The sequence below is a fragment of the Pseudomonas sp. ChxA genome (assembly GCF_030263855.1).
Lineage (GTDB): Bacteria > Pseudomonadota > Gammaproteobacteria > Pseudomonadales > Pseudomonadaceae > Aquipseudomonas > Aquipseudomonas fluorescens_CB.
In genome coordinates this window covers 3,799,760-3,815,929 of the sequence record NZ_JARPMK010000001.1, presented here as the reverse complement: position 1 = coordinate 3,815,929, position 16,170 = coordinate 3,799,760, and the positions used below count along the sequence as shown (strand labels likewise).

Below are 16,170 nucleotides of genomic sequence, written 5' to 3'. Positions count from 1 at the left end.
GGGGCGATTTAAAGCGGCGCGTGCAGGGCCTTGGCCAGTACCTGATAGGCGGGGTTTATGGCGTCGCGGTCGAAGATCCAGTCGACGATGGTTGCCGATTGCGCTTTGGCATGGGCCGCGTCCGAATAGGCCAGGCACTTGTTGAATTTCGCCTGCAGTTCTTCCTGACTCATGGGGTTTCGTGGGTTGCCCTTGGCGTAGCTGACCTCGCCTTGCAGGAGCGTTCCGTCGGTCAGCTCGATGCGGATCTTGATCTTGCCGTGGGTGCCCAGTTCGGCAATTTCGCAGGCCGGGTCCTGGCGGGGGAAAATCTTGCGACTCAACGCGATGATCGAGGGTCGCAGGATCGCCTGCTCGTTGAAGTCATCAATGAACAGATCGCCGTTGGTGAGTGCCGTGGCGATGTTGTATGCCAGGCTGAAGCGCGCCTCGACCACCGTGGTGGGGGCCTGCTTGCGTTCGACCGGGGCACTCACCAGGTCGTGGATCTGCTGGTTGGTCTGGACGTCGATGCGCACCACCTCGGCAGCGCTCAGACGGCGCCCCTGCACCAGTTCCAGGGCCAAGGCGACCGCTGAAGTATTCGGGCGGCAGGTGGGGTAGGGCTTGAAGGCAATACCGTCGGTGTTGCTGAAGAGGCTGCCCAGGTCGGCGTCGATGGTCTCCACTTGGGAGCCGGGTTCGAAGGCGTTGTAGTAGCCCCAGCGGCCGGTCAGAAATTGGCTCGCCCCGGTAAAGCCATTGGCGGCAAGTACCACGGCGCGCACCGCATTGGCTGCCACCAGACCCTGCTGATAGAACACCGTCGAAGCGCCGTCGATCATACATTGGGTTTCGCCCAAGGCGCTGGTGTAGGCGATGCCAAGTGCATGCTGCAGTTGTGTGCCGCGCAGCCCATAGAGTTTGCCGGCAGCGGCCGTGGCGGCGATCACCTTGCACAGGTCGTAGCGGCCACTCTCCAACAGCGTTTCCTTCCGTGCCCGCGACAGGCGAATGGACAGATCCTGGCCGATGACAAAGGCGGTGATGAAGGCCTGCCGGTCGATGGGCTTATCTACAAGGTCGGCGATCGCCAACAAGGGCGGAAGGATGGCCACGCTGGGGTGGGTGCCCAAAGGGTCGGCTACATCATCGAAGTCGAGCACCCGCGCGGCGGCACCGTTGAGCATCGCCGCCGCCGGTGCGGGCAATGCCTGCTGGCGGCCGAGTACACGGCTTTGGGGTTGGCCGCCCCATTGCTCGACGATGCCGGCCAGCACCTTGACCCCCTCGTCACGGGCGCCGGCCAGGGATACGCCGAGGGCATCGAGCAAGGAGCGGCTGGCGATTTCCAGGGCTGCGGGGTCGATGGCGCTAAAGGTCAGGTCGTCACAGTATTGGGTGATGCGGGCTTCCAGTGTCATTTCAACTCCATTGAATATGAGAAACGTGACCGATTGCCGCCCTGTTGCGGCGACGTCAGAGGTGCAACACGTTCAATCCACTTTGGCAAAGGTGATCAGTAACTGGCCGGCGAGGATGCCGTCGTCCTGCTGGATGTGTAGGGTCTGGATCCGCCTGCGCCCGGGCGCCGACAAGGTCATGACCATTTTCATGGCTTCGATGCGCAGCAACGGCTGGTTCTCTTCGACGAGGCTGTCTTCGCTGATCAGAATCTCCAGCACGCGTGCAGGCATGGGCGCGAGCAGGGTTGCACTGAAGTCCTGGCGCGCAGTGGCCCCGTCGCCGTCGCGGCGCCTGGCGCTGTGCCAACTGATGCTGCGTCGGCTGCCGGCATGGTCCAGGGTCGATTCTTGGGCGCCATTGGGGGTGACGTGCACGGTCTTGCGTTGGCCATCGACCTTCAGCGCCAAGCGGGTGGTGCCGTGAGGCAGTTCGTCTTGGCGCAGGATATCCAGCACGAGGGTGTGGCCATCTGCAAACACCGCCTGATAGCGCTGGTTGCCGAGGTCTTCGATATGAACCTGTGCCGTGCCGGCATCGCCTTCGACGCTGCCGGCCAATGTCGTGAGCGACGCTGTGTTCGCTGATCTGCTCATGCAGGCTTGCTCCTTGAGGGCTATCAGGACAACAGCCAGTGGCTGTTGCGCTGCGTCCAGGCTGACGCTTGGTGGCTGGCCGGTCGTGGCGCAGGCGCAGAGGGCGGCTGTAAATGCCGCGCCAGTGCCGCCACGGCGTGCATGAGTCGTGCATCCTCGGCGGGCAGCGCATGGGCTGAGGGGAAGTGGTTGCAGATCGACAGGTCATACCTGCCATCGATGAAGGGCGGGTAAGACAGCAGCCACGCGTGCACCGGCAGGTTGGTGCTGAAGCCCGCCACCAGACACTCGTCCAGGGCGGCGCGGGCGCGTTGCACGGCGAAGGCTCGGTGGTTGGCGCAGACGATCAGTTTCAGGCACAGGCTGTCGAACATCGGCGACATCAGTGAGCCGATCTGGATCCCGGAATCCACACGAATCCCCGGCCCCTCTGGGACGCGGTAGTCGCTGACGTGGCCGCCCGTAGGCAGGAAGTCGCCATGGGCACTTTCAGCGCACAGACGGAACTCCAGAGCGTGCCCGTGAAACTGCACCTGCGCCTGGGTGATGCTCAGCGGCTGGCCCTGAGCCGAACGAATCAGTTGCTCGACAATATCGATGCCGGTGATTTGCTCCGTCACCGGATGCTCGACCTGGATTCGCGCATTCATTTCGATGAAGTAGAACTGCTCACTGGCGTCCACCAGAAATTCCACAGTGCCGACACTGTCGTAGCCAACCTCTCGGGCCACGGCCAGCGCGGCGTCATGCAGGCGTTGCCGAACGTCGTCGCTGAGGTTGTGGGCCGGCGCCTCTTCGACGATTTTCTGTCGACGGCGCTGCACGCTGCACTCTCGCGTGCCCAGGTGCAGATAATGGCCATGCTTGTCGGCGATCACCTGGACTTCGATGTGGCGCACGGCTTCCCCGAGAAATTTCTCCAGGTAGAGTTGATCGCTGCCAAAGGCGCGCATCGCTTCATGGCGCACTTCGGCAAAGGCCCCGGCAAACTCAGCCGGCTGCGTCACCACGCGGATGCCGCGCCCGCCACCGCCGAGGGCGGCCTTGAGCAACACCGGGTAGCCGAGGGCATCGGCCGCGCGGGCGCCAGTCTCGACGTCGGCGTCGATGGTCAGGCCTGGCACTACGGGCACCTCGGCGCGCTGGGCTGCCGTGCGGGCGGCAATCTTGTCGCCGGTATGGCGCAAGGCGGCCACGTTGGGGCCGATAAACACCAGGCCTGCGTACCCGCATACTTCGGCGAAGAAGGCATTTTCCGCCAAGGGCCCGTAGCCAGGCGCGACGGCGTCGGCGCCGCAGTCCACCGCCGCACCGATCACGGTTTCGATCAGCGTGGCCGGGTCCCAGGCTTCGACACGGATAGTGGCGTCGGCGGCAAGGACAAAGGGCGCTTCGTCATCGTCGGCGCTGTAAATCACCACGGTCTCGATGCCCAGCAGTTGGCTCGTGCGGATAAAACGGTGTGCGATTTCCCCGCGACAACAAATCAGTATTCGACTCACCATCGTCATGCCCCTGCCAGTTGTATGGGGGTTGCCTCGGCGCTTTGGCCGCGACCCAGGGTGGTATGGGCGCGGGTAAATTCACCGGCGCTGACGGCTCCTGCCACCGAGACTTCCCCGGCCAGCGCCACGGCCGCCGCGATTTCCGCCAATTTGCGCGCATCGTCGGCGCAGCCAAGCATGCGCAGGCATTCTTGCTGGGCGGGCAGGCGTGTGCCGCCGCCGACGGTGCCAACAATCAGGTTGGGCAGGGTCACGCTGGCGAGCAGGTCTCCGTTGTCCAGCACATCGAAGGTGGTGCAGGCGTTCTTGAACGATACCGTGACGAAGGCAGGGTCCTGGCCGCACGCGATGAACAATGCTGTCAGCGCATTGGCCACGTGAATGTTTGGCGCGGTGGCTCCGCGCTGGGCCAGCAAGCTGTTGCAGGCATGCAGGAAGCGCTGCATGCGCAGGGGCGTGGTGCGCAGACGCTGTTCCACCAAGGCCTTGGGGATTCTTACGCTGGCCGACACGTAACGCCCTTTGGCCTGGTCCGCGACGAAACGTTTGTCGCCTCCCAGGGTATTGAAGTAGTAGTCCACCCACTGCGGGCATTGGCTCTTGAGGTAGCGGCACACGGCTTCGTTGGCTTTGGTGGCCATGTTCAGGCCCATGGCGTCGCCGGTTTCGTAGGTGAACGCCAGCCCTACCAGGTCGCCCTGGAGCAGCGGCGTCAACTCCAGCAGACGCGCATGGTTGCTGGTGGCGTTGGCCGTCGCAACAATGTCGACCATGTGCGCCCTGAGCCAGGCGTCGAACTGCGGGGCGTCGCTGGCGTTGTGCAAAACGATCGCGGAAATCTTCGTCAGCGCATCGCCGAGGAACCGGTAGGCCGGCTGCCCAGGTGAAGGCTGAGCGTTGTCCAGGTTGGTAATGGTGCAGCCGCCGCTGTCAGTGATCAGGTTCATGCCCCGGGAAAAGGAGGCGACCAGCGCCCCTTCGCTGGTGGCCAGCGGCACGATGAATGCACCTTGGGCCCGCGTTCCATTGATTAGCAGCGGGCCCGCGACACCCAAGGGGGTGCCGACAAAACCAATGAAATTCTCACAGGTACCTTTGACTTGTTCGCCACTGATCGGCGCACCGCCAATGTAAGGAAACGGGGTGTCCGTCTGTTCCGCGACCCAGGCCAGGCGCCGGGCTATTTGCTCTTTGTGGTAATCGTTACTTGGGTCCCTTGGAATAGCCATGACCATGCTCCCTCACAGTTGAATGTTCGAATGTCTTCTCGCCGGCAGCCCCGGGATCTTGTCCTGCAAAAGTGCGAAATTGGCGATCAGCGTATTGCGCAAGTGTTCGGGTTCCACCAGCCCTTCGATGTAGGTGCGGCTGGCCGAATACTCGGCGCTGGCGTGGGCCTGACGGTAGTCATCTATAAGGGTTTCCCGGCGTACCTGAGGGTCGGCGGCGGCAGCAATATCCTTGCGGAAAATCACATCGACGGCGCCTTCTGGGCCCATCACCGAAATCTCGGCGCCGGGCAGGGCATAGATCAGGTCGGTGGCCGAGCGGTTGGCCAGGGTGGGGTAGGCGCCGCCATAGGCTTTGCGCAACACCACGGCGATTTTCGGCACACTGGCTTCGCAGTAGGCATGCATCAATTTGGCGCCTGCACCAATCACGTTCGAACGTTCCTGTTGCCGCCCCGGCAGATAGCCTGGAACGTCGATCAGCGTCAGCAGCGGAATGCCGAATGAATCGCACAGCCGCACAAAGCGCGCCGCCTTGGTGGACGCATTGATGTCCAGGCAACCCGCCAGCCACGACGGCTGGTTGGCAATGATGCCGATGCTTTGGCCGCCCAGCCTGGCAAACCCAATCACGATATTGCGTGCATAGAGCGGCTGCACTTCAAGGAACGATTGCTCGTCGGCAACCGCCTCGATCAGTTGGCGCACATCGAAAGGCAGGTTTTTCTCGCTGGGGACCTGCTCGGCGACGGCAGGGGTCAGGTAGCGCCAGGTGGCGGGACCTTCCGTCAGTTTTGGTCGGGCGGTGTTGTTTTGCGGCAGGTAGGACAGCAAGTCGCGGGTCAGGCTCAATGCCTCTTCGACGCTGTCCACGAGGAAGTGGGCAAGCCCGGTTTCGCTGGCGTGCATGAAGCCGCCACCGATTTCTTCCTTGGTCACGTCTTCGCCGGTGGCGCGGCGGATCACGGCGGGCCCGGTCAGGAACAGGGCCGATTGATTGTCCACCATGATGATGAAATCCGTGAGCGCCGGTGTGTAGGCCGCGCCGCCGATGCAGTCGCCGAGAACGATGGAAATCTGCGGCACGACCCCTGAAGCCCTGACGGTCTTGTAGAACACGTGGCTGAACTGCGAGTCGGCGTCCACCCCCTCATGAATCCGCAGCCCTGATGAGTGGTTCAGTGCAATGATCGGCACGCCGGTGCGCAGGGCGATGTCCAGCACTTTGCAGATTTTAAGGGCATGAATGCGGCTTGAGCTGCCGCCCATGAAGCTGCCGTCGTGACCGTAGACGATAACTGGGCGACCCTCGATGGTGCCATGGCCGGTGGCAATACCGTCGCCCCGGGTCTTGCGGGCGGCAGCCCCGAAATGCACGCAATCATGCTCGGCGTGGGCGTCCAGTTCGTGGAAGCTTTGCGGGTCGAGCAGGTCGATGATTTGTTGCCGGTGTAAGGCCGGGGCGGGAGCTATCCGTTCACGCGTAGCGTCCCTGACTTCTGGCGAATCTGACATGACTGAGCTCCACTGGCTAAAGAGTGTGCCGAACGCCGTCCCTTGGCTGAGCTGCAGAGATGCGGTCGATGGTTGAAACACGACAGACGGATGCTGCATGAAGGAGACTAGATCTCATGCGATCTAATCGCAAGTATTGTAAGCGAATGTTTTTTAGCGGGGGATGAGTGCTTGAAACGGAGCGCGCGCCGGGTCGGGGGCTGATCCGGCGCGAAAGGTGTCAGTCGATGGCGGCCGTGATGATCTTGTCGAATACCCCGTCGACAATGGCCAAGTGTTCGGCGGGGACCCCGTCCAGCAGCCTGGCACGAATCTTCCTGACAACCAGTTCGGCTTGTTCCGCCAGCTTGCGCCCGGCGTCTGTGAGGTAGAGGGCCTTGGCTCTACGGTCGGAAGGATCGTCCCTGCGTACCACCAGGCCGGCGCTTTCCAGTTGATCAAGCAGGCGCACGAGGGACTGTCCTTCAAGTCCCATATGTTCAGCAAGGGTACGCTGGCGCAGGCCTTCGCCTAGTTTATTGATGAGCCATAAGGGCGTGGTCGTGGCCTCGGACAGGTTAAGATTGCTCAACTCTTCGTCGGAAACCTTGCGCCACACCCTGGCCGCTCGCTGCAGGCGCAGACAAAACGTATCGTCTGCTAAGGAACGTAAGCTTGAATACATCGGTACACCTATTGTTGTATTTAACTGCCGCTTCTCCGGTGGTAGTGGCTGAAGCGATCTGCCTGCCGGTTAACGACGGGACTGCGGGTTAGCTGCAATGCCTCACGGCTGTAGCCTGCTTTAAAGTGAATACACACGAACAGTCAGGATGTATTCACACCCAATTCTAGCAGAGTATTGCCGGCGATGCCGATCCGGCGGGTGCGCCGGAGGCTTGCATGCGGACCCGTGTTTTCGGGAGATTAAGCTTTTTTAGCTGACGGAATTCATGTGGCAGCTCGTCGATTGATTGCATCTTCAGGATTTTCGCGTTCTTGCTTATTGATCACTTGCGTATTAATTTCATAGCGCGCATCGGTGAAACGACTCAGGCCTGGAGGGTGGGAAGCATGGAGCACATACGGCATTTGGGTATCGTTGGCTTGGGATTGCTGGGCAGCTCAATCCTGCGGGCGGTGAAATCAAACTATCCCCATATTCACCTGCACCTCTTCGATGGCAGTCGCCAGGTCTGCCATGAGGTTGAAGCGCTTGGCCTCGCGCCGCGGTGTGCGGGCAGCCTGGCGGAGTTACATGAGTGTGACCTGGTCGTGGTCTGTGTGCCAACGGGGGCGGTGGCAACGGTGGTCATAGCGTTGGCCGAGGGCATGAAACGCGGCGCGGTGTTGACCGATGTCGGCTCGGCCAAGCAAATGGTGATCAATGAGGTGGGCGATCGCTTGCCGGCGCATGTTTCATTTGTGCCGGGCCACCCCATGGCTGGCGGCGAGCAAAGCGGGCCGGGGGCCGGGCGTGAGGATCTGTTTGCTGGCAAGAGTTGCCTGTTGATACCCCTTGCCACCACGCCGACGAGTGCCATCGAACGTGTCGAGGGATTCTGGCGGGCCCTCGGTGCCGTCACGTGTCGGGTCGACGCGCGCCAGCACGATCACATCGCCGCCTTGACGTCGCACCTGCCCCATTTGATTGCCTTCTCGCTGATGGAGACCTTTGGCGATCAATTGGCCATCAACCCGCAAACCGGTTCATTCATCGGGCGCAGCTTTTTCGAGCAGATTCGTCTGGCCTCCTCGGATGTGACGGTGTGGACCAGTATCTTTGAAGACAACACTGCCGCGTTGCTGTCTCAGACCGAGCATTTCATCGAGGTACTGAACCAATGGTGTGCGATCTTGCAGGAACGCCCGGTGGAGTTGCATGGCAAGATCAGCCACTCATCGGTATTGGCCAACAGATTGTTGGGGCGTGTGGTGTAGGCAATGAATAACGTTGAACTGGCACGCTTGCGGGAAACCATCGATGAGCTGGACGAACAGCTAATCATCCTACTTTCTCGACGGTTTCAGGTTACCGAGCAGGTAGGGCGGCTCAAGGCACGGCAACAATGGCAGGCCCAGGATTCTGTGCGCGAGTCACAACAGGAACAGCGCTACTTGGCTCTCGCTACACAGCACGGCCTTAACCCAGTACTGATCCTCAAGATATTTCGCACAATTATTGACGAGGTTGTGTGCAATCATCTTTCGGTTATCGGCGACTGAACCGCGCTTTATCGATCCGTTCAGCTACCCGGTAAGCGGCCTCCAACTCCGAGCAACCGTTCTCCTGCATCAACCTCCAGCGCTCAGCTTTTTCCTCGGGCTCCGTCATGGCCAAGGCGAGATAGAGGCTGGGTGGTACGGTTCGAAACAGCGTTTCGAGTTTTTTCGACAGCACGACCCCCTCAGTGTATTTCCCAGGCTCCTTACTGGCGGAGAGCAACAAAGCTTTCTGTTCCGGCGTGAGCTTCTTGAAGCGGGCGATTTCCTCTATCTCCGCAGGGGGCATGTTCAAACAAATCCACCATTCGATCATGTTGAGCATGGTCTGCGCGGCAGTAGGGAAGTCGGCAAGGTTTTGCGTCGCCAGCCAGAACCAGGCCCCAAGCTTGCGCCACATCTTCGTCCCCTTGACCACAAATGGCGCCAGTAGCGGGTTCTTGGTGATGATGTGGCCTTCGTCGGTGACCATGATGATTGGTCGGCCCAAGTACTGGTCGCGCTCGGCAAGGTTGTTCACGGTGTTCATCAGGCTGATGTAGCTGATGGACATCTGGGCTTCGTAGCCTTCGCGAGCGTACGTGGCCAGATCGACAACGGTAACATCGCTTTCGGGCCAAGGCGTACCCTCGCGATCGAACAGTTCGCCCTCGAATCCCTGGCAAAACAGGTCGATGGATTCGCCCATTTCCTGGGCACGTTCACGACGCTTCTCTGGTAAGTGCAAGTCGGCGGCGGTGCGCAGCAAGGCGTCACGTACATCGCGGGTCAGTACTTGGCGACCCGCCGCGACACACGCCTGCGCCGCTTCGAAAATGCACTCGCGGATCAGGCTGCGATCAGCCCGGCTCAGACGAGCTTCTTCCTTGGCCTCGCCGCCAGTGATCATCAGCCGGGCGGTGATCTCCAATTCGCCGAGCACATCACGTTGGTCTTCACGATTGGTTACCGCCTCATCGTCCCACTCATCAATCGACAGACTCGCCACCTTATCTGGCTGCTCGACTAGACGGTAAGCATCAGCGAAAGGCGCGAGGCTGACCAAGGCGCCAGGTTTCAATTGGACCTTGTTGACCGACAAACCCTGCGTCGCGAAGTAGTCGCCTTGTAAGCCAAATGAGTTGCCGGCTTCGACGATAAACAGGCGAGGACGGTACACCGCCATGACTTGCATCAGCAGGGTGACCAGGGTGGCTGACTTGCCGGCGCCGGTCGGACCGAACAAAAGCAGATGCCCGTTCATGGCCCGGTCCAGGCATGATAATGGGTCGAAGCTCAATAGCGAGCCGCCGCGGTTGAACAGGGTGATACCCGGGTGACCGGTGCCGGTGCTGCGGCCCCAAACCGGAACCAGGTTCGCCAGGTGCTGGGCGAACATCAGGCGGGTGTACCAGTTGCGTGTGTCGCGGGCCGGGTTGTAAGCCATCGGCAACCAACGCAGGTAGCTGTTGCAGGCGGCGACCTCATCGCCTTCACGTACCGGTTGCAGCCCCGCGCCCAACAGCGCGTTGGCCAGGCTGACCGAGCGCTGGTGCAGTTGCTGTTCATCGTGACCGTGCACATAGAACGCCAGGGTGCCGCGGTACAGCTTGTGCTGGCGACCGATGATCGCACGAGCCTCTTCGACATCCTGACGGGTCTGGGTCGAGGCCAGGTTTTCACCGATGGCTTTGCGCGCCAATCGGTTTAACTGGTCTTCGAGCACATCCTGCGGCTTGACCACCAAGGTCAGACTCATCACCGTGCCTTCGGGTAACTGGTCGAATAGGGCATTGGTTGCATCACCCTTACGGGTTTCTCCGGTGAGTTGACCAATCGACGGTGCCCGTCGCAGTTTGTCCACCACCATGACCCGATGGGGTTGCTCATCGAAGTACCAGAGTCCTCGTTGCACATCCGAACGCGGTTCGTTGAAGAATAGCCGTTCGGCAAAGTCATGATCGAAGGGCAGTTCCAGCGACTCACCATCGCCCAACTCCGGATAGGCCACGCGGTGGTAGAACTCCTCGGGCGCTTCATCGGTTAGATTGGGTGCCGGATTGAACCAGGGCACCAGCCAGGCATACAGACCGCGGCCATCTACTCGCGTCGATTGCACCCCACACGTCTGCAACGAAGACGCGATACGTTCGCAAGCCTGATGCAGGGATTGCACCGGGGTGAGTCCTGTCTCCTCAGCGTCAGACTCAAGCCAGCGATAGACCACCAGGCGCACCCGGCGGTTATTGCCACGCCAGGGCAGGCGCGTCACCACCTTATCTTCAAACAGACCGCCGGGCTTGGCGATGGCCTTCAGATGACGGCGGCTGAGTTCCAAATACGCCTCCGTGAAGACCGTGCCTCGGGCGCTATACTGAACATAGCCAGTGAGCCGGTTCAGGTAGGGGGTGAAATCGTTGTCGTCCTGGCAGAAAAACTGCGCCACCCAAGGCGCTTGATCCAGCTCGTCAAAACTATCCTGCAGGGCATCCTCAAGGGCATCTCGGGCCGCCATCAACCAATCGGGTTCGCGCCCTTCAGTGCCGATGGGCAGCAACTCGAATACCGCACCCACCGAGCGATTGTCATCCAGCAGAAAACACTGTTCGGTGTCGAGATACTCGACCCACGGCAGGTGATCGGTGAAGCTAGGGTTGTGCGCATAGAGTGTGGCGTCATCGGCCAAGGTGGCGCGAGGGCGCAATGGGTGGCGCCAGGCTTTCCACGCGGCAGTGCGGTTGCCCGCATCGCCGGTACGCACTACAAGTCTTCCTGACGTTCACCAGGCAATGCGTACTGCACCCGTTGGTAGAACGGAAAGACGGTCGAGTAACCCGGGATCGGTGCCTGCTCGGTACCACTCAGATGCGGATACACGTACAGCACCAGATCGGGATTGGGCAGGCGCGGGAACAAATTGTGGATCTCGTTCGTCGCGGTGCGCGTGTACGGTTCTTGGAGAGAGGCGGAGAAATCTGCCTGGGCCAGCGGACGGCGTAACTGCTGCCGAGCATCCAGCAGTTGCTGCTGAGTGCCTTGCGAACCGGCACCGTTCCAGATGTCCAGCATGGTTTGCTCGCCATGGGGCAAAAGCGTGTCCTTGTCGGTGGAACACCCCGTCAGGACCCAGCAGAGCAAGCTAATCCAGGTCAGGCAGAGAAGCATGGTCTTTTTCATGGCGAACGCTCCGGCCCTTGGGCTCGTAGTCGATGGTGATCTCATGGTCGAGGTGCAGTGCGACCTGTGCGGCAGGTGGCACGTACACGGCAGCAAAGGCTTCGCCATACAGTTTGTTGACCCACTCGCGGATGTCGCCGACCCCACCGCTGAGAATTGAATTCAGCGTGCTATTGCCATTGCTGCTGGTGACCCCGAGCGTACTGCCGCCCGAACTGATCACGCTGCTGTTGTGCTGCTCATCCCCGAGCAAGGCAGCGACACCGGCGCCAGCCGCGGTGATCAGGCTCTGGCTGCCGAGGTACTGTTGGGCGTTCGAGCGGCGCTCGCCGGCAATGCAAGGAATGCCATACGGATCGGACAGGTAGCCGAGTCCGCCGCGGATCTTGTCGGTGTTCGAGCTCTGGGCGGTGGAGGCATTGCGGCTGGCGACCGCCTTCGGCTGAGGTACCGTGCGGATGGTGCCATCGGTAAACACAAAGGTGATTGACTCGACCTGTCCGCGTACACAAGACAGAGTCCAGTCACCGGACGCCGTACCGCTCATCACGGCCCCCGCGACGTCCGGCAGGTCGATGCCGTTGGCAGTCAGGTTCTCGGGGCCGACCAGCACCTTGAAGGGATAGGGATCATTCACCGTGCCGTCCACCGGGACTCGGCCGATCAGCGCGGTCATGGCGACCGAGCCCATCAATGTCGCGTTTTCGGGAATGGTGTAGACCGGCTTCGCGCCTTCGGTACGATCAGCGGATCGCGTCGGATCACGCTCACCCTGGGTAACTGCACGCAGCTGTTTCTGGCTGCGATCAATAGCGTTGTCTTTCAAGCCTTCCAGTGAGTTGAAGGCGGTAGGCAGACTCAGTGCGGGGGAGGTCTTGGTTTTGCCTCGGGCGTCGGTGGGTGGAGCATCCGAGGGCTCAATCCACTGCAACGCATCATTGGCAAAATGCTGCCCGTCGAACTGCGCCCCGTCGCCCGGCTCAAGCCCCAATCCGATCGGCATGTCCTTGCCTTTACCGGTCAACCCCGACAACTGCTCCTGCAAATGCGTCAGCAGACCGCGAGCCTGGCGACTGTCTTGTTCCGCTTTGAGTCGGGCCTCGTTGGCTTGGCGACGGCCCTCGTCGACCTGCTGGGTCACGCTGCCAAGAGCCGTCTGGATACGCGAATCGACGCTGTTTTCTCGCTCGCGCAGGCGGTTGTTCTCCGTCTGCAGCGAATCGTTGTGTTTTTTCAGGCCGAGCATGTCGCTGCGCATGGCCTTCACCTGGCCGACCAAGGTGGCGACCGTGTCGCGTGGGGTATCGCCAGCAATGCCGAGCGACTTGGCTTGCTCGGCGGATAACCGGATGTTGCCCTGATCAACTGGGTGCTCTGGAGAGGGAGTATTACCGGCGATCCAGGTTTTCAGGATGATAAACACCACGGCCAGTAGCGCAGCCGGTACCAACCATTTGAGCAAGGCGTTAGCCTTCATCGTCAGCACCTCGCGCAACGGACGGGAGCAGCACGGCGTGTTCGAGGCCGGCACCGCGAGTGACGAGGTAGACGATCGTTGTGTCTTCTGCACTGCCGACCGGCCCGAGGAAAGCATGCTGGAAGGTCGCGGCGAACAGCTTGGCCTGAAGCCGACGTGGATCGAGTTGCACCATCTCTGAACTACGATTGCGCAATTTCACCGCCGTCACCCAATAGTCATCGAGCCGCCAGGCGGCGATGGGTGTGCTGGACACGTTTTCGCTCGGCAGCAGAGTCGGCAGTTCGGTGCGTAGCTTGAGCGGGACGCGGCGTACATTGGGTAGAGACTCCACGGTGCGCAGCGGCGCGTACAGGCTTTGCGCGGCATAGCGCGTCAAAGCGACCGGGATCGGCGTGCGTTCTGGAGCAAGGAAAGTGCTAGATTCAGCCTCGGTAGCTTGCACCTTGGCATTCTTGAGAATACGCACGGGCTCCAGCGGTTGATCGCCAGGCGTGGCCGCGATATCCAGCAGGGTGATCTCGCCCGTCGCGACCGATTGCAGTTGCAGTCGGGTCGGTGCAATGGCTTCCGACGCGCGCAGGTACAGCGTGCCGCCGGTTGATTGCACGCGCAGCTTACCCGCCAGGGTTGAGGGCACGCCGACTCGAATATCCTCATCGACAAAGACCACTCGTTCCTGATTGATCACCAGCGGAACCGCGAGGGGGAGGCGTTCCCAGTGCATCAGTTCGACGGCCTGCGCTGCAACTCCCCATAGCATTAGTGCGATGGTGAGCCCCAGGATAGAAATCCGCGTCATAGCTCACCTCCAGGCAGAGCGATTTTTTGCGGCGTGCCCTGATAACAGTCCAGTGCCAGCCCCCACTTATTGCGTTCGGGGTCCAGATCAAAACGCACCACGCGTAATGGATAACGTACCGCCACCCGTTTCACCGGTTCGGCGGCGTAATACTCATCCGCGTTGAGGTCTAGGGTGACCAGCCAGCTGTCGCGATCGAGTTGCTTGACCCTGAGTTCCGGATCTTCGCTATAACCTCGGCCCAGAATTTCGTAGACGCCACGCACCCGCTGGCGAAGTTCGCCGGCGGCCTTGCGGTATTCGTAGTCTCCGTCAAGGAAGGCCTTGCAAGCAGGTGTCAGGTAGGACTGCAAGCCATAGATGGCGCGGCGATAATCCTGCTCGCCATCTGAGGGCCAACGATTGAGCTGACCAAAGATGTAGAGGGCAAAAGCATAGACATTCTCTGAGGGGATATCCCACCATTTGCGCGTGCTACCCGAACGCAGATCCGGGGGGACATGTACGGTCAGGTCGGTAGGTGCCGTGCGCCAGCCATACCAGAGTCCGGCACAGAGCAGGGCGAGAATTACTACCGCCAGACGCAGGCTGAAGATATGGGCCTGTTGGGCATCGACCTTGTTTCGGAATCGGCTCATGGCAGCCACCGGGACAGGGCAGGGCGCAGTCGACGCGAACGGCGAACCGTCCAGGCGCCGGAGTGCAGGATCAGACTGCTGCGCCCCAGACGCCAGCGGCTGGCCGCTATCCATTCGAGCTTGCGGTACAACCAGGTCTCTGGCCGGGCCCGTTTGGCGCGACGCAGTAGCGTGCCGCCAGCAAACAACACTAACGCCATGCTTGCGATCATGCTGGTCGGCGCCATGGCAATGGAGGCGGTGGCGATCGCCAGAGGAACGCCCAGCAGCAGGCCAATGACGGCGCCGGTGCCGAGCGCTAACCACATCTCATCATTGGTTAAACCGCGCAAGACGGCGGGATCACGGTTGAGCCGCTCCGGTAGAAAAACCAAGGTGCCGTCGGCAAGGCGTTCGATAGCGTCGTTCATGCCAACCTCACAGAATCGCGGCAGCCTTGGTCAGGAACCAGATGATGATTACCACCAGCAAGGCTCCGATGCCGACGACGGCGCCGAGGTCTTTCCAAGTCTTGCGCTGGTTCTGCACGTCGGCATATACAGTCAGGGAATGCCAGGCCACACCCAAGAAAGCGAGCAGGGCGATCAGCAGGCCGAGGAGGATGCCGCCGTCGTAGGCGTAGTTTTTGATCGTCTCGATCAACCCGGAACCTTCACCGCGTGAAGGGGCTTCCATAGTGGGTAGTTCCGCAAAGGCTAGGCTTGGGCCGAGCACCAGCAGCAGACCGATCACGCGCTGACTGGCACGATCATGCAGGTTGTTTTTCAGGGGGATAAGGAACTTGAGCATGACGGTGATCTCCGGTGTTAGGACAGGGTGAAGAACATCAGGACCAGCAAGGTGAGCAGCACGCGCGCTGCGCTGCCGCCGAAGGCTCCGAAGCGCACACTGCCGGTGGCCCATCCCCGGTAAGCCGTCCACATCACCCAGGCACACCACAGCAAACCAAGGACCAAAACCAGGCATAGCCAGAGCGACGAACTGCTCTGCGCCGAAAAGCCGGAGGCGTTTTGGAAGGCAGCTGTCTGCGCGTCAGTCATGCTCATGGCGACGGCTCTACGGACGGGGTGTCGAGGCGATAATCGCCGACCAATTCAGTGGGATCGCGGGGTTGAGCGCGAGAAGGAGAGAGATAGCCTTGCACGCCTTGGCGAATACGTTGGATGTCCTGCATCAGAGAGGGATAGTCGAAGCGATAGCGATTGCCAGGTTCAGACGCGCTGGTTGCCGTCGCTTGAGTTGCAAGACGTTCGATAATGTCGAGTTGCTGCAGAATTAGACTGAGCTGTTCCTGCTCATGAGCAGTTGCGGCATAGCTGCTCCCATGGACGATAATCAGTGAAAAGAGTAAAAAATAGCGAAAGACGGTAGTCGACATGACGTTGGCCCATTTGGAGATTGAGCCAGAATTACGTTAGAGGTCGAATTATTCAGTCACAAACGCGAAGTGAGATGTATCGCTTTTCAGGGGGCTCGGCGCAGGTTGGCGTGTCCAAATAGCCAGCCACGCAAGATTCGTGACATCGGGGCCTGGAGTTTCCGGCCGCCTCCGATTGGAAACCCCTTCGTTTCACCATTCCCAGATATCGACGCAGTAGGTACTGCTG

Annotated in this window: 17 protein-coding genes; 2 read left to right on the top strand and 15 right to left on the bottom strand. The window is 60.8% G+C overall.

Annotation, left to right across the window (positions count from 1 at the left end):
• Nucleotides 1–8: 8 nt before the first annotated feature.
• From P5706_RS17075 to P5706_RS17050, 6 genes are all read right to left on the bottom strand, one after another.
• Nucleotides 9–1,403, bottom strand: coding sequence for an MmgE/PrpD family protein (locus P5706_RS17075; protein ID WP_070413169.1), 1,395 nt, complete (start codon nt 1,401–1,403; stop codon nt 9–11).
• Nucleotides 1,404–1,475: 72 nt separating this feature from the next.
• Nucleotides 1,476–2,039 (bottom strand): acyl-CoA carboxylase biotin carboxyl carrier protein subunit, encoded by a 564-nt coding sequence (locus P5706_RS17070; RefSeq protein WP_078466831.1) that lies wholly within the window; start codon nt 2,037–2,039, stop codon nt 1,476–1,478.
• Nucleotides 2,040–2,062: 23 nt separating this feature from the next.
• Complete coding sequence (locus P5706_RS17065; protein ID WP_078466830.1) at nt 2,063–3,544, bottom strand: acetyl-CoA carboxylase biotin carboxylase subunit; 1,482 nt, start codon at nt 3,542–3,544, stop codon at nt 2,063–2,065.
• A gap of 2 nt (nt 3,545–3,546) precedes the next feature.
• Nucleotides 3,547–4,773 (bottom strand): hydroxymethylglutaryl-coenzyme A reductase family protein, encoded by a 1,227-nt coding sequence (locus tag P5706_RS17060; protein ID WP_070413167.1) that lies wholly within the window; start codon nt 4,771–4,773, stop codon nt 3,547–3,549.
• Nucleotides 4,774–4,785: 12 nt separating this feature from the next.
• The gene (locus tag P5706_RS17055) at nt 4,786–6,288 is read right to left on the bottom strand and encodes an acyl-CoA carboxylase subunit beta (RefSeq protein ID WP_070413166.1); all 1,503 of its coding nucleotides are present in this window, start codon (nt 6,286–6,288) and stop codon (nt 4,786–4,788) included.
• Nucleotides 6,289–6,508: 220 nt separating this feature from the next.
• Nucleotides 6,509–6,952 (bottom strand): MarR family winged helix-turn-helix transcriptional regulator, encoded by a 444-nt coding sequence (locus tag P5706_RS17050; protein WP_078466828.1) that lies wholly within the window; start codon nt 6,950–6,952, stop codon nt 6,509–6,511.
• A 389-nt stretch (nt 6,953–7,341) separates the two neighbouring features.
• Between P5706_RS17050 and P5706_RS17045 the strand changes: the two genes are divergently transcribed.
• The gene (locus P5706_RS17045) at nt 7,342–8,208 is read left to right on the top strand and encodes a prephenate dehydrogenase (protein ID WP_070413165.1); all 867 of its coding nucleotides are present in this window, start codon (nt 7,342–7,344) and stop codon (nt 8,206–8,208) included.
• A gap of 3 nt (nt 8,209–8,211) precedes the next feature.
• Nucleotides 8,212–8,493 carry a chorismate mutase gene (locus tag P5706_RS17040; RefSeq protein WP_070413164.1) on the top strand — a complete coding sequence of 94 codons (282 nt, stop codon included), beginning with the start codon at nt 8,212–8,214 and terminating at the stop codon, nt 8,491–8,493.
• On the opposite strand, the gene P5706_RS17035 is transcribed toward P5706_RS17040, so the two are convergent.
• The 9 genes from P5706_RS17035 to P5706_RS16995 are packed head-to-tail and all read right to left on the bottom strand — an operon-like array spanning nt 8,480 to nt 15,941.
• Nucleotides 8,480–11,230 (bottom strand): conjugative transfer ATPase, encoded by a 2,751-nt coding sequence (locus P5706_RS17035; protein WP_078466827.1) that lies wholly within the window; start codon nt 11,228–11,230, stop codon nt 8,480–8,482. The two genes, P5706_RS17040 and P5706_RS17035, sit on opposite strands and share 14 nt — an antisense overlap.
• Nucleotides 11,230–11,646 (bottom strand): TIGR03751 family conjugal transfer lipoprotein, encoded by a 417-nt coding sequence (locus P5706_RS17030; RefSeq protein ID WP_058426018.1) that lies wholly within the window; start codon nt 11,644–11,646, stop codon nt 11,230–11,232. The genes P5706_RS17035 and P5706_RS17030 overlap by 1 nt, the downstream gene beginning before the upstream one ends.
• Entirely contained in the window at nt 11,609–13,123 is a 1,515-nt protein-coding gene (locus P5706_RS17025; RefSeq protein ID WP_070413463.1) for a TIGR03752 family integrating conjugative element protein, read from the bottom strand. Before P5706_RS17025 ends, P5706_RS17030 begins: the two co-directional genes overlap by 38 nt.
• Nucleotides 13,113–13,925: a TIGR03749 family integrating conjugative element protein gene (locus tag P5706_RS17020; protein WP_070413464.1), complete on the bottom strand. Its 813-nt coding sequence runs from the start codon at nt 13,923–13,925 to the stop codon at nt 13,113–13,115. The genes P5706_RS17025 and P5706_RS17020 overlap by 11 nt, the downstream gene beginning before the upstream one ends.
• Nucleotides 13,922–14,563, bottom strand: coding sequence for a PFL_4703 family integrating conjugative element protein (locus P5706_RS17015; RefSeq protein ID WP_070413465.1), 642 nt, complete (start codon nt 14,561–14,563; stop codon nt 13,922–13,924). The genes P5706_RS17020 and P5706_RS17015 overlap by 4 nt, the downstream gene beginning before the upstream one ends.
• Complete coding sequence (locus tag P5706_RS17010) at nt 14,560–14,973, bottom strand: TIGR03750 family conjugal transfer protein (RefSeq protein ID WP_070413466.1); 414 nt, start codon at nt 14,971–14,973, stop codon at nt 14,560–14,562. The genes P5706_RS17015 and P5706_RS17010 overlap by 4 nt, the downstream gene beginning before the upstream one ends.
• 7 nt (nt 14,974–14,980) lie before the next feature.
• Entirely contained in the window at nt 14,981–15,352 is a 372-nt protein-coding gene (locus P5706_RS17005; protein ID WP_070413467.1) for a TIGR03745 family integrating conjugative element membrane protein, read from the bottom strand.
• A 17-nt stretch (nt 15,353–15,369) separates the two neighbouring features.
• Nucleotides 15,370–15,609: a TIGR03758 family integrating conjugative element protein gene (locus P5706_RS17000; RefSeq protein ID WP_070413468.1), complete on the bottom strand. Its 240-nt coding sequence runs from the start codon at nt 15,607–15,609 to the stop codon at nt 15,370–15,372.
• Complete coding sequence (locus P5706_RS16995) at nt 15,606–15,941, bottom strand: integrative conjugative element protein, RAQPRD family (protein ID WP_070413469.1); 336 nt, start codon at nt 15,939–15,941, stop codon at nt 15,606–15,608. The genes P5706_RS17000 and P5706_RS16995 overlap by 4 nt, the downstream gene beginning before the upstream one ends.
• Nucleotides 15,942–16,170: the final 229 nt, after the last annotated feature.

Excerpts from the sequence above, each read along its gene's own strand:
- P5706_RS17025 (WP_070413463.1), bottom strand. The coding sequence starts at position 13,123 with ATGAAGGCTAACGCCTTGCTCAAATGGTTGGTACCGGCTGCGCTACTG.
- P5706_RS17010 (WP_070413466.1), bottom strand. The coding sequence starts at position 14,973 with ATGAACGACGCTATCGAACGCCTTGCCGACGGCACCTTGGTTTTTCTA.
- P5706_RS17065 (WP_078466830.1), bottom strand. The coding sequence starts at position 3,544 with ATGGTGAGTCGAATACTGATTTGTTGTCGCGGGGAAATCGCACACCGT.
- P5706_RS17060 (WP_070413167.1), bottom strand. The coding sequence starts at position 4,773 with ATGGCTATTCCAAGGGACCCAAGTAACGATTACCACAAAGAGCAAATA.
- P5706_RS17005 (WP_070413467.1), bottom strand. The coding sequence starts at position 15,352 with ATGCTCAAGTTCCTTATCCCCCTGAAAAACAACCTGCATGATCGTGCC.
- P5706_RS17050 (WP_078466828.1), bottom strand. The coding sequence starts at position 6,952 with ATGTATTCAAGCTTACGTTCCTTAGCAGACGATACGTTTTGTCTGCGC.
- P5706_RS17015 (WP_070413465.1), bottom strand. The coding sequence starts at position 14,563 with ATGAGCCGATTCCGAAACAAGGTCGATGCCCAACAGGCCCATATCTTC.
- P5706_RS17020 (WP_070413464.1), bottom strand. The coding sequence starts at position 13,925 with ATGACGCGGATTTCTATCCTGGGGCTCACCATCGCACTAATGCTATGG.
- P5706_RS17055 (WP_070413166.1), bottom strand. The coding sequence starts at position 6,288 with ATGTCAGATTCGCCAGAAGTCAGGGACGCTACGCGTGAACGGATAGCT.
- P5706_RS17075 (WP_070413169.1), bottom strand. The coding sequence starts at position 1,403 with ATGACACTGGAAGCCCGCATCACCCAATACTGTGACGACCTGACCTTT.
- P5706_RS17045 (WP_070413165.1), top strand. The coding sequence starts at position 7,342 with ATGGAGCACATACGGCATTTGGGTATCGTTGGCTTGGGATTGCTGGGC.
- P5706_RS17000 (WP_070413468.1), bottom strand. The coding sequence starts at position 15,609 with ATGAGCATGACTGACGCGCAGACAGCTGCCTTCCAAAACGCCTCCGGC.
- P5706_RS17070 (WP_078466831.1), bottom strand. The coding sequence starts at position 2,039 with ATGAGCAGATCAGCGAACACAGCGTCGCTCACGACATTGGCCGGCAGC.
- P5706_RS17030 (WP_058426018.1), bottom strand. The coding sequence starts at position 11,646 with ATGAAAAAGACCATGCTTCTCTGCCTGACCTGGATTAGCTTGCTCTGC.
- P5706_RS16995 (WP_070413469.1), bottom strand. The coding sequence starts at position 15,941 with ATGTCGACTACCGTCTTTCGCTATTTTTTACTCTTTTCACTGATTATC.
- P5706_RS17040 (WP_070413164.1), top strand. The coding sequence starts at position 8,212 with ATGAATAACGTTGAACTGGCACGCTTGCGGGAAACCATCGATGAGCTG.